The sequence below is a fragment of the Gottfriedia solisilvae genome, from assembly GCF_002128405.1.
Lineage (GTDB): Bacteria > Bacillota > Bacilli > Bacillales > Bacillaceae_G > Gottfriedia > Gottfriedia solisilvae.
The window spans coordinates 535,360-548,414 of sequence record NZ_NETJ01000004.1 but is presented as its reverse complement, the minus strand read 5'-3'; the positions used below and the strand labels follow the sequence as shown (position 1 = coordinate 548,414).

The 13,055-nt window shown below is 32.8% G+C and carries 9 protein-coding genes; 7 read left to right on the top strand and 2 right to left on the bottom strand.

The genetic code is table 11. The features are described from left to right. Positions 1-80 precede the first annotated feature (80 nt). Complete coding sequence (locus CAB05_RS15875; RefSeq protein ID WP_088001535.1) at positions 81-2,261, top strand: DNA topoisomerase III; 2,181 nt, start codon at positions 81-83, stop codon at positions 2,259-2,261. 60 nt (positions 2,262-2,321) lie between these two features. Here CAB05_RS15875 and CAB05_RS15870 read toward each other — a convergent pair whose 3' ends face one another. Next, positions 2,322-2,819 carry a precorrin-2 dehydrogenase/sirohydrochlorin ferrochelatase family protein gene (locus tag CAB05_RS15870; protein ID WP_088001533.1) on the bottom strand — a complete coding sequence of 166 codons (498 nt, stop codon included), beginning with the start codon at positions 2,817-2,819 and terminating at the stop codon, positions 2,322-2,324. A gap of 311 nt (positions 2,820-3,130) precedes the next feature. Between CAB05_RS15870 and mdxK the strand changes: the two genes are divergently transcribed. The 3 genes from mdxK to CAB05_RS15855 all read left to right on the top strand — a co-directional run bounded on the left by mdxK (position 3,131) and on the right by CAB05_RS15855 (position 7,249). Continuing rightward, positions 3,131-5,434 carry a maltose phosphorylase MdxK gene (gene mdxK / locus CAB05_RS15865; protein WP_088001531.1) on the top strand — a complete coding sequence of 768 codons (2,304 nt, stop codon included), beginning with the start codon at positions 3,131-3,133 and terminating at the stop codon, positions 5,432-5,434. Between the two features lie 86 nt (positions 5,435-5,520). Next, positions 5,521-6,195 carry a beta-phosphoglucomutase gene (gene pgmB / locus CAB05_RS15860; protein ID WP_088001529.1) on the top strand — a complete coding sequence of 225 codons (675 nt, stop codon included), beginning with the start codon at positions 5,521-5,523 and terminating at the stop codon, positions 6,193-6,195. Positions 6,196-6,709: 514 nt separating this feature from the next. Beyond that, complete coding sequence (locus CAB05_RS15855) at positions 6,710-7,249, top strand: PTS sugar transporter subunit IIA (protein WP_088001527.1); 540 nt, start codon at positions 6,710-6,712, stop codon at positions 7,247-7,249. A gap of 73 nt (positions 7,250-7,322) precedes the next feature. Here CAB05_RS15855 and CAB05_RS15850 read toward each other — a convergent pair whose 3' ends face one another. Continuing rightward, positions 7,323-8,375, bottom strand: a complete 1,053-nt coding sequence (locus CAB05_RS15850) for an acyltransferase family protein (protein WP_088001525.1) — start codon at positions 8,373-8,375, stop codon at positions 7,323-7,325. A 330-nt stretch (positions 8,376-8,705) separates the two neighbouring features. Here CAB05_RS15850 and CAB05_RS15845 point away from each other — a divergent pair, with 330 nt between their 5' ends. From CAB05_RS15845 to CAB05_RS15835, 3 genes are all read left to right on the top strand, one after another. Then, positions 8,706-9,626: an ABC transporter ATP-binding protein gene (locus tag CAB05_RS15845; protein WP_088001522.1), complete on the top strand. Its 921-nt coding sequence runs from the start codon at positions 8,706-8,708 to the stop codon at positions 9,624-9,626. Further along, positions 9,623-10,717, top strand: coding sequence for an ABC transporter permease (locus CAB05_RS15840; protein WP_088001520.1), 1,095 nt, complete (start codon positions 9,623-9,625; stop codon positions 10,715-10,717). Before CAB05_RS15845 ends, CAB05_RS15840 begins: the two co-directional genes overlap by 4 nt. Positions 10,718-10,851: 134 nt before the next feature. Continuing rightward, positions 10,852-13,020 (top strand): YhgE/Pip domain-containing protein, encoded by a 2,169-nt coding sequence (locus CAB05_RS15835; protein WP_088001518.1) that lies wholly within the window; start codon positions 10,852-10,854, stop codon positions 13,018-13,020. Positions 13,021-13,055: the final 35 nt, after the last annotated feature.

Genomic DNA, 13,055 nt, shown 5'->3' with positions numbered 1-13,055 from the left:
CGACCGCTTGGGTTTGGAATAATCCGTTTAGAAATGATAAAGTTAGTACAAAGAAAATGTGAAATATTAAGGAGTAATATATGAGTAAAACGGTTGTTTTAGCTGAGAAACCTTCAGTTGCAAGAGATATCGCCAAGGTACTAGACTGTCATCGCAAAGGAAATGGTTATTTAGAAGGTAATAAGTATATAGTAACGTGGGCATTGGGCCATCTCGTTACATTGGCAGATCCTGAGGGGTATGACCATAAATATAAATCTTGGAATTTAGAAGACTTACCAATGATTCCTGAAAAATTAAAATTAATTGTCATTAAAAAAACGAGTAAACAGTTTCAATCTGTAAAAACACAATTATTAAGAAAAGATGTAACAGATATTGTAATCGCTACAGATGCGGGGCGTGAAGGTGAACTTGTAGCAAGATGGATTTTACAAATGGCTAAGGTGAATAAACCAATCAAAAGACTGTGGATTTCTTCTGCGACAGATAAAGCGGTTAAAAAGGGATTTAGTAACTTAAGAAGTGGAAAAGAATATGAAAATTTATTTCAATCTGCAGTAGCAAGAGCAGAAGCAGATTGGATTGTTGGGATTAATGCTACCCGTGCCCTTACATGTAAGCACAATGCTCAGCTTTCTTGTGGAAGAGTACAATCTCCAACCCTTTCTATGATTAATGAACGAGAAAAGGAAATTAAATCATTTAAACCGCAAACATATTATGGACTACAAGTAATCGCAAATAATGTAACGTTTACGTGGCAAAACAGTAAAACGAAGGAAACAAAAATAAAAACGAATGAAGAGTTACAAAAACTAGTAGAGAAAATAAAAGGCAAACAACTGATCGTCAAAGAAGTATCGACTAGTCAGAAAAAAACTTTTGCACCTGGGTTGTATGATTTAACAGAGCTTCAACGAGAGGCAAATAAAAGATTTAATTTTTCTCCTAAAGAAACGTTATCAATCATGCAAAAACTATATGAGCATCATAAAATAGTTACTTATCCTCGTACAGACTCTCGCTACTTGTCTTCAGATTTAGTTGATACATTAAAAGAGAGATTACTTGCGTGTAATATGAAGCCGTACGGAAAAATAATTATGAAGCTTACAAATCAGCCGATTAAAGTAAATAAATCATTTGTAGATGATACAAAGGTTTCTGATCATCATGCAATCATTCCAACTGAAGAAGCACCCATACTTAGTGAGCTTTCATCAAAAGAATATAAGATCTATGAATTAATTGTCAGTAGATTTTTAGCAGTATTACTTCCTCCATTTGAATATGAGCAAACAAATGTTATCGCTGAGTCTGAACAAGAAACGTTTATTGCGAAAGGGAAAAGAGTACAATCTCTTGGCTGGAAAGAAGTTTTTCAAGATCAAGAAGAGCAGGATCAGAAAGAAGAGCAAAAGCTTCCAGTCATTAAACAAAAAGAGACTTATGAAATGTCTCGATTTATTGAAACGAAGGGCCAAACAAAACCACCTGCGTTTTTTAATGAAGCTACTTTATTAAGTGCAATGGAGAATCCAGTTCAATTCATGTCTGGAGAAAGTAATGAGTTGAAGAAGACAATCGGAGAAACTGGCGGATTAGGTACTGTTGCAACGCGAGCAGATATTATTGAAAAGTTATTTAGTAGTTTCCTAATTGAGAAAAAAGGTAAGGATATTTTTATCACAAATAAAGGGAAACAGCTTTTAAATTTAGTGCCTGAGGAGTTAAAATCACCTGCATTAACCGCAGAGTGGGAACAAAAACTTCAAGCAATCTCAAAAGGAACATTATCCAAAAACGAATTTATGAATGACATGATAGTATTTGCTTCTAATGCTGTGAAAGAAATTAAGCAAACAGAACAAACATTCAAGCATGATAATATGAGCAGTACGAAATGTCCTGATTGTGGAAAACTGATGCTTGAAGTCAATGGAAAAAGAGGGAAGATGCTTGTATGTCAAGATAGGGATTGTGGACATAGAAAGACTATTTCACAATCAACAAATAGTAGATGCCCAAACTGTTTCAAACGATTAGAGCTAAGAGGAGAAGGTGAAGGGCAAATATTCGTTTGTTCATGTGGTCACCGTGAAAAACTTTCTACTTTTAAAGAAAGACGATCAAAAGAGAAAAACAGTAAGGTTTCGAAAAAAGATGTACAAAAATATTTAAAACAACAAAATAAGCAAGATGATGAACCATTTAATAATCCATTCGCAGAAGCGTTGGCAAAATTAAAAAAACAGTAGTCAACAGTCTGAATCTCTTAGGTTTAGTACTTTGTCTACAAACTGAACCAGGTAAATGAATTACTCAATACCTGGTTTTTTTCTATCATCTGCATAAGTTTTCACTATTTCGACATAATGATCATCAAAATAGTTTTCTAGTTCACTTTTTAACTTTTTTGAAAGGATAGGGCTTTTCCCCGAGGTTGACACAGAAACGATTAGTTCGCCTCTTCTCACAACAGCGGGTGTATGAAAATCACTATTTTTTTGGTCACTTACATCATTAAACCATTGAAAATCCGTTGTACATTCTTTAACAAATTGATTGACCTCTTTATCATTAGTTGCAGTAATAACGATATGAGCTTCTTTTATGTCGTCTTTTTCAAATCTTTTATTGATATGTGTTATAGAAGGGAATTCTTTGAAATCCTCAATGATTTGGGGGCTAATAATGGTAATTGCTGCTCCACTTTTAACAAATGTCTTCGCTTTACGAAATGCAATTTTCCCTCCACCGATGATGACAATTTTTTTACTCGATAATCTAAATAATAAAGGAACCATTTCCGTCATATAATCGCTCCTCAGAATATATTGAATTCAGATGTAATGTATTAATTTCTATTAATTTTATCATAGACCAACTAAATTTTAGACTTTTCCTGGTTTATATAGAATAAAATAAAACATTCGCTAGATTACTAAACAATATACAAATCTATGAAAACGTTTCGACAAGTTATGTATAAGTATTTCTTTTTTTCAAAAATGCTATATAATAGGATTTGTAGCAGAGTAATCCAAAAAAATTTTTCTATTTTACGAAAGCGGTTGCATAAAAATGAAACCGTTAACAACAAATATAATTTATATAGGTGAAAAAAATGAAAAGACTATTTGATGTAAACGAATGGAAAATTGTAGAAACAGAATTGCATAAAGAAGAGTTTCGTCTTGCAGAAAGTATGGTTAGTTTAGGAAACGGTCACATGGGAATGAGAGGAAACTTTGAAGAGAAGTATTCGGGCGATTTCCATCGTGGCTCATATGTGGCTGGAGTTTGGTTCCCAGATAAAACGCGAGTTGGATGGTGGAAAAATGGGTACCCAAATTATTTTGGAAAAGTAATCAACTCAACAAACTTCATTGGTATTAATGTATTGATCGATGGAGAAGAACTCGATCTAAATACTGCCGTTGTAAAAGAGTTTTATAGAGAATTAGATATGCAACATGGTGTATTAACTCGTAAGTTTACAGTCGTTCACGGAGAAAAGGAAACAGACATTGAGGTAATTCGTTTCTTATCTGTTGCTAAGAAGGAATTAGCTGTCATTAAATATACAGTTACGGCTAAAAATTACACTGGTGACATTACATTTGTCCCTTACTTAGATGGCGATATCCGTAATGAGGATTCGAATTACGATGAAGATTTCTGGGTAGAAGTTAATAGAAATGTAGAAGACTATTTTGGCAGTCTTCAAATGAAAACAAAAGATAATCCGTTTGGTTCGCCTACATTCCAGGTAGCAACTACGATGGGGATTACAGTACAAACTGAAAATGCAAAAATAGCATCAATTTTAAAAAGTGAAAAAGAAGAATACGTTGATAATACAATTGTTATTAATGTACCAAAAGGCGAATCCGTCAGTCTTGTTAAATATGTCGCAGTAACGACAGACCGAGACTATGATGCAAATGAATTAGTTACAAAAGGAAAATTAGTAGTAGAACAAGCAATAGCATATGGTTTTGAAGCAGAACTAGCAGACCATAAAAAAGGTTGGCTAGATCGTTGGGATATTGCAGATGTGATGATTAGTGGTGATGCTGAAGCGCAACAAGGTATTCGATTTAATTTATTTCAGTTATTTGCTACTTACTATGGTGAAGATGCACGATTAAATATCGGTCCAAAAGGATTTACAGGTGAAAAATATGGTGGAGCAACGTATTGGGATACTGAAGCTTATGCAATTCCATTGTATTTATCAACTGCTAATCAGGAAGTCTCACGAAACTTACTAGTTTACCGTCATAATCAATTAGAAGGCGCTTATCATAATGCTAAACAGCAAGGACTAAAAGGTGCATTATATCCAATGGTTACATTCACGGGTATTGAATGCCATAATGAGTGGGAAATTACGTTTGAAGAAATTCATCGTAATGGGGCAATTGCATATGGTATCTATAATTATGTGAATTATACTGGCGATAAAGCGTATTTAAACGAATATGGGATAGACGTATTAACCGGCATTTCTAGATTTTGGGCTGACCGAGTGCATTACAATAAAAAGAAAAATGTATATATGATGCATGGTGTAACTGGACCAAATGAATACGAAAATAATGTGAATAATAACTGGTATACAAATCGAATTGCTAGCTGGACTTTGGAGTATACATTAGAAGTAATTCAGCACTTAAAGAGCAATGGGTTTGAAAGCCGTGTAAATGGGTTAAATATTACTAAAGAAGAAATTGAAAAGTGGCAAGATATAATCAACAAAATGTATTACCCGTATGATGAGGAATTGAATGTTTTCGTACAACATGATACATTCCTTGATAAAGATTTAATGACTGTAGATCAGTTAGCACCAGAACATCGTCCATTAAACCAAAACTGGTCATGGGATCGTATTCTTCGTAGTTGCTTTATAAAACAAGCTGATGTATTACAAGGGATGTACTTCCTAAATGATCAATACTCAATGGATGAAAAACGCCGTAACTTTGAGTTTTATGAGCCAATGACAGTACATGAATCATCGCTATCACCTTGTGTACATTCCATTTTAGCTGCAGAATTAGGAATGGAAGAAAAGGCGTATGAAATGTATAATCGAACTGCAAGGCTTGATCTTGATAATTACAATAACGATACTGAAGATGGGCTTCATATTACTAGTATGACTGGTTCATGGTTAGCGATTGTACAGGGCTTTGCTGGAATGCGTACAGCAAATGAGACACTATCTTTTGCACCATTTATTCCAAGCACTTGGACGAATTACTCGTTTAAAATTGTCTATCGTAAACATCGTTTAACAATTGAAATTAATCAATCGAATGTTGTTATTACACAAACTGGTCCTACTTTACAATTAAAACTTTATGGGAATGAAGTGACAATTCCTGAAAATGGAGAATTAACAGTAGCGATTCAAAAGTAATAACGATTTGTTCAGAGAGAGAACAAGACATTCTCTTTCTGAATTTTTTTAATGAAGCTTAAAGTGATTTAAAGGAGATGCAGAAAATGACAAAGGAATTACAAGCAATAATTTTTGACTTAGATGGTGTAATTACAGATACTGCTGAATATCATTACTTAGCTTGGAAACAACTAGGTGAAGATGTAGGAGTACCCTTTACTCGCGAATTTAATGAAGAATTAAAAGGTGTATCTCGTATGGACTCACTAGAAAAAATTCTGGCATTAGGCAATAAACATAATGATTTTACAGCAGATGAGAAAATGTCATTAGCTGAAAAGAAAAACGAACATTATGTTTCATTAATTCAAAATATTTCTCCTACTGATATCCTACCGAAAATCGAAGAATTAATAGCGGATATTAAAAAGATGGGTCTAAAATTAGGACTAGCTTCTGTTAGTAAAAATGCGTTAGCTGTAATGTCATCTCTAGGGTTAAAAGAACAGTTTGATGTAATTGTAGATGCTGCAACAATCAAAAAAGGTAAACCTGACCCAGAGATCTTTTTAAGAGCGGCAGAGTTATTAAATGTAGATCCAAAAGCTTGTATTGGAATTGAAGATGCAGCAGCTGGGGTTGACTCTATTAAAGGTGCAGGAATGTTTGCTGTTGGAGTTGGTTCAGAACAGTCATTATCAAAAGCTGATATTGTTTACGCTTCTACTTCAGAATTGTCATTAGAAAAAATCATCGAAGTATATAACAAAATAAAATAATTGCAACGAAGAAAGAGGTGAATTTTTGATTCATCTCTTTTTTATTTTTGATTCTTTTCTAAAAGATTGTTGCTTTTTGGATTTAAAACAATAAATAAAAGAGTGGCTTACAAAAGGAAGGTGCGAGACTCCTGTAGGAGATACGGGATGGCTGAGACCCCGCAGGAAGTCCCATAGGATGTGAATCATGCATACGTCACGACAGGCCGTCGTGGTTTTAGCATGCCTATAATTCTCAACTCACGCCCCATGGAAAGCGAAGAACCTGGAATGGAATTCAACATTCTTTTTTAACAGAGCCATTTTTAAAGAATTGATGTCCCTTTGCACATCAAAAAAATACAAAAATGATGGAGAGTAAACCAAGAATTTAAAACCTTTTTATTAAATTTCACGATATCTACATATAATTACTATGCAATACACTATTATTTCTGTTAGGATAATTAGTATTATTTTTATAGAAAAGATAATGATAAGTGTGGAATGAATATTATTAGAAAAGGTGAGTAATATGTTTAACAAATTAAAGAAATTATTTGGTACAGGTGAAAATGAAAATCCATCAACAGTTGAATCTACAACATCAGTATCGAAAGAAGTTGCAATTAAAGCACCTTTAACTGGTGAATTCAATGATTTATCAGAAGTTCCAGATCCTGTTTTTGCTGAAAAGATGATGGGTGACGGTTTTGCAATTACACCAAGTGAAGGTGTTGTAGTATCACCTGTAGATGGAGAAATCGTTCAAGTTTTCCATACAAAACACGCAGTTGGCATCCGTTCAAATGAAGGTTTGGAAGTTTTAATTCATGTAGGATTAGAAACAGTTAAACTAGAAGGTCAAGGATTTGAAGCTCATGTGACTGAGGGCCAAAAAGTAAAAGCGGGAGATCAGTTACTAACATTTGATCTAAACTACATAAAAGAAAATGCAAAAAGCACGATAACTCCTGTTATATTCACTAATGGAGATATTGCTGAAAATATCGAAATAAATGCATCTGGAGCAATTCAAGCTGGCTCAACAGTTGCTAATGTTACATTAAAATAAAAAGCCCAAAATGAAATGAACCCCATTGTTGACACAATTAACAATTGGGGTTCATTTCAAAAAGGGCTTTTTTTTATGCAGTTCTTACTTTAAATTGACGTTTTCGCTTCACATTTAAACCAATAAAGAGTGGTTTTATAGTTGGTTGATTTTCAATGATGAATCGTTTTAATAGTAATGGTACTACTATACCAATAATGGTAAAGAAAAGTGGACCATAATCGAAAAACTGTGAAAATACTGCGTTTGCAAACAAGTGAATATACATAATCGTTAATGATTCTTTACCGCATATTGTACATGGTTTGATGATGTTTACCTTCGCCATGATCTGACATAAATAAAGTAAAGCTATACTCATCGTTATGGGAATGATCGCGTCTAAATATAAGTGGTCGTATCGTAAATATTTTAAGCTTAAATGATAATCCAATTTATTTAAGTGATAAAGACTCATAAAGATTATGCTGCAGAAAATACTTAGTATACCTATATAATTAGGAATTGACGAGATGAATCTTTTTGCAAAGTAGCCGAAACCTAAAAAGAAAATCGCTAAAAATGCAACGTCTATATTCCACGGTATAAAAATATTATTAAAAGTTGATTTTCCGATTAACGGTACTAAATTAATTGTCTCAAAGTGTGCGATTAAGTAACAAGAAATAACTACCAATAAACGTGTAAGATTTTTCTTGAACATTAAGCATGTGATTGCAAATAAAATTTGAGTGATAAATAAACATGTCACATACCAAAAGACACCATGTATACCAGTAATAAATCTTCCACCAATCAACAATGAAACTCCTTCGTTAATAATGGTGGATAAATGAATTGGACCTTCTTGTGCTTGCAAAATTAGTTTATACATACTAAATAAGAGTAAATACGTACAGTATGGTACAAGTAATCTGAAGGCTAGTTTTTTTATATAAAATTTTAGCTCACTAAATGAATTAACAGGTTTAAATAAATATCCACTTATCATAAAAAATAGTGGCATATGAAACCAATAAATAAACGTTATTGATTGCGGACCACCTTCAGAAGAATGACCATAAACAACTAATAAGATCCCGATCATTTTGGCCACATCTAACCATTGTTCTCGTTCTTTTTTCATATGATCACCTAATTATTTTTTTTAATTGCCACCATATTGTAACCAAAAATTATTACAGAGCTAAAACATTGCCATTACAATAAAGTTATAAAAAGTAACATTTTTATGTGAAATGCTATGAAGGTAGCCTTGGGCGAATCGTTTTTAAATCTAGTTTTAAATCTATAATATTAATTAATATATTATTTTAAAAGCATTAAAAATTGTTAATAATTGGGAATTTCGACACAAAAATATAATATTGGAGGTTATACTGAAACAGGCAAAATATTGTGCCTATACTCATTAAAACGATAAATATTAATTCATGTAATTAGATGAGGTGAAAAAGTGGATTCAATCATTGAAGTAAAAAATTTACAAAAAAAGTACGGGGACTTTTATGCAGTAAATGGAATTAGTTTTGAAGTTGTAAAAGGAGAAGTTTTTGGTTTGCTTGGTCCAAACGGAGCGGGTAAATCGACTACAATGGAAATGCTTGTTGGACTAAGAAAACCTGATGGCGGTACGGCTACAATCGCTGGACATTCAATTGGTAAGGATGCTAGCAAAATCAAGCAAGAAATCGGTATACAGCTACAATCTACATCTTTATTCGAGCTACTAAAGGTTAAAGAAATCATCGAATTATATGCCAGCTTTTACCCATCTCATATACCGATACAACCGCTTATTGATGAGATGCTATTAACAGAAAAACAAAATAGTTTAGTCAAAGGTTTATCAGGTGGTCAAAAACAGAGATTAGCAATTGCATTAGCACTTATACATGACCCACAAATTATATTTTTAGATGAACCCACTACTGGACTAGATCCACAAGCTCGTAGGACTTTATGGGATATCATTCTTACATTAAAAGAACGTGGGAAAACAGTCGTTTTATCTACACATTATATGGATGAAGCACATGTATTAGCGGACCGAATTGGTATTATGGATCAAGGGAAACTGATTGCATTGGATACGCCAAATAATTTAGTCAGTTCAATTGAAGCTGAAAGTGCAATTGAATTTAAAACGAAATCTCCAGAGAGAGTAGATGAATTTAATCATTTGGAAAGTGTAACGAATATTGTAGTCAATCATGATTTTGTTACATTGTATACACGTAATCTCCAATTTTCATTAATTGCATTGTTAGAGTATACAAAAGAAAAAGACATCTCTATTTCAGATTTATCAACAAGATCTGCGACGCTCGAAGATGTATTCTTAAGCATGACTGGAAGGGGGTTACGTGAAGAATGAGGGCTTATTACCAACTCACTTTAGCTCAGCTCAGAATTTATGTGCGTAATCGCCAAGCTTTAATATGGACATTATTATTTCCTTTTTTCTTTATGATCATATTTGGTCTAATGTTTAATGATGGAAATACAACTACTTATTCGGTTAACTTAATTGATTATGATAAAACTCAAGCAAGTAAGGAAATCGTTTCGATACTAAATAAGCAGAATTCTCTGAAAATTCATCAAAAAAGTGATGAAGAGAAAGCGAGAAAGTCTTTATCTGATGGGAAAACGGATTTTGTCATCTTGATTAAAAAAGGCTTCCAGGATCAAGTTACTTCTAAGAAAAATATCCCTGCACAAATTCAAGTTCTCTATAATGAGAGCAAAATGGGACAATTACAAGGTGGAATTGCTACTATTACGGCTAATATAGATGGTGCAAGTAAGCAAATGGCTGGATATACACCGAAAGTAGTAACAACATTAAAAGGAGTAGAAGGAATTACTCTGTCATATTTAGATTTTCTTGTGCCTGGAATTATCGCGATGCAAATCATGAATAATAATATGAATGGGGTTGCGGGGCAAATTGCGTCTTGGAGAGAACGTGGTGTTTTAAGACGTATGCAAGGAACGACCTTAAAGGCTTCTACATTTATTGCAGCCCAAATTACAGCAAGGCTAATCCTTAATAGTTTACAAGCTATATTGACAATTTTAATAGGCTATTATGGTTTTGATGTAAGCATTAGGGGATCATTTCTTTTAGTTGTCCTATTTGTTGTATTAGGGACTTTAACATTTATGAGTATTGGTTTTATTATCGCCAGTTTAGCTAAAAGCCCAGAAAGTGCAGGGCCAATTGCTGGATTTATCTCATTCCCGCTTATGTTTTTAGGAGGTGTATTTTTCCCTGTAAACAATATGCCTGAATACTTGCAACCTATTATAAAAACAATACCAATCACCCATTTATCCACTGCCATGCGTGATATTATGAATATCGGAGCTACTTTCGGTGACTTAGCAAGTGATTTTGGCTGGTTATGTGTATGGATGATTGTAAGCTTTTTAATTGCTGCAAAAACTTTTAGATGGGAATAATGATAAACAGTTAATTATTCATAATAGATAATAAAAGACCTTCAATTTCGATTCGAGATTGAAGGTCTTTTATTGTTTTCGAGATTATTAACAAGTCGCATAGTTTTAAATTATATATAGCATACTACAAAAAAATGAAGATATTAGGTGAGTTGTCAGTGAATGCAATCCTTGAGATTTATAGACGCGATTTGAAACGTATAGTAACGAATTGGGCAGCTTTAATGATTATTATAGGGCTTATTTTTTTACCATCTATGTATGCGTGGTTTAATATTAAATCTGCTTGGAATCCTTATGGGAATACGAAAGGTTTAAAAGTAGCAATCGTTAATGAGGATCGTGGAGCTACAGTTTTAAATAAAAATATCAACATCGGTAATGAAGTTGTTCATGCCCTAAAGAAGGAGCCTACATTAGGGTGGAGATTTATCAATCAAGAAGATGCAAATAAAGGAGTAAAGCACGGAATTTATTATGCTAGTATAATCATTCCAAGCGATTTTTCAGAAAAAATAAGCACTGTCATAACAGATAACCCTCAAAAACCGGAACTATTATATAGTGTAAATGAAAAGCTAAACATTATTGCACCTAAATATACAGAAAAGGGAGCAAGTGGAATTGCCAGCGAAATCACAAAAAAATTCGAGAAAACAGTCAGTACTGAAGTGCTAAGTGTATTTAATAAAATCGGCATTGATTTACAGTCAAATCTACCTTTGCTTAAGAAAACTGAGAAAACGATTTTTTTATTAGAAGAGGATCTACCAAAAATTGAGCAAGGTGTAAGAAAAGCACTCATTCATATGAATAACATTCAATCTGTTATTCAAACAGCAAACCAAGATTTACAGTTAATCAATGAACTTGCATCTAATGCGGAAATGTTTACAAATGATATCTCTAATTTTCTTGAAAATATTAATAAATCAATACAAAATGTTACACCGTTTATAAAGCAAGCACTCTTTCTACTTCAAAATCAGTCATCTACGATTCAAAATCTCGTGAATCAAATGCAAAATAAAGATATTAGTAACGTTGACGCTCTAAAATTTACCCGCGAATTAGAAGAGCATTTGGCTAACTCAAGCAAGACGATGAACGATTTGATTCAATTTCTTACTACATATAACAATGGTACATCTATAGATTTAAGTAATGAACTAGATTCCTTAAAACTAGTACAATCAAACGTAAGTAGGCTTCAAGATGCAACTAATGATGTAAATGAAGCTCTTGAGTCAGGGAGAGAAGTTCCACAAGATGTACTGAACAAAATGAACTTATATGCAAGTAATATAAATGACAGCCTTGCTAATCTAACTAATAGATTTGATACTGATTTTGCACCGAAAATAAATAATATTAGCAAGTTAGCGAATTCATCAATCAATAATATTCGAACAGTTTTAAATGATACAAAAAAAAGCATACCAGCTATTAAAGCAGTCTTAAATGATACATCAAAACTAATATCAATGAAAAAAGGCGAAGTACAACAATTAGTTAATGATTTTCCAATGATTGAAGAAAAAATAAAAAACCTCGCAAATAAAATTAGAGATGCAAAAAAACAGGGTAGTATCGAAGATTTAATTGATTTCCTTCGCACTGATATTGAAAAAACAAGTGATTTTTACTCAAATCCCATTAAGATCAAAAATGAAAGAATTTATCCAATACCCAACTATGGTACTGGTATGACGCCTTTTTATACGACACTTTCATTATGGGTAGGGACTTTATTGCTCGTATCTTTGTTAACGACAGAAGTACATGAAGAACAGCAGTACAAAAGTAGGGAAGTTTACTTTGGAAGGTTTTTAACGTTTATATCAATTACGATTTTACAATCTATCGTTGTAACTGTTGGTAACTTTTTAATTTTAGGGACATATGCAGCAAATAAAGGTTATTTTATATTATTTGGAATCTTTATCAGCATTGTTTTTACATTTATTGTCTATACATTTGTTTCTGTATTTGGAAATGTTGGTAAAGGGATTAGTATTATTTTTCTTGTTCTACAAATATCAGGTGCGGGTGGAGTATATCCTGTGCAAGTAACACCTACATTTTTTCAAATCATTAACCCATACTTACCTTTTACCTATGCAATCAGCTTATTAAGAGAAGCTACTGGCGGCATATTATGGTCAACTGTATATCGTGACCTGTTAGTATTATTCATCTATATTGTGCTAGCTGTGTTACTTGGTGTAGTTCTGAAAGGTCCAATTAATAATAAGTCGCAAAATATTATCAACCTATCTAAAAAAAGCAAAATCATTCATTAATGTATTTGAAATACAAGGAGAAGAGAAATTCATTG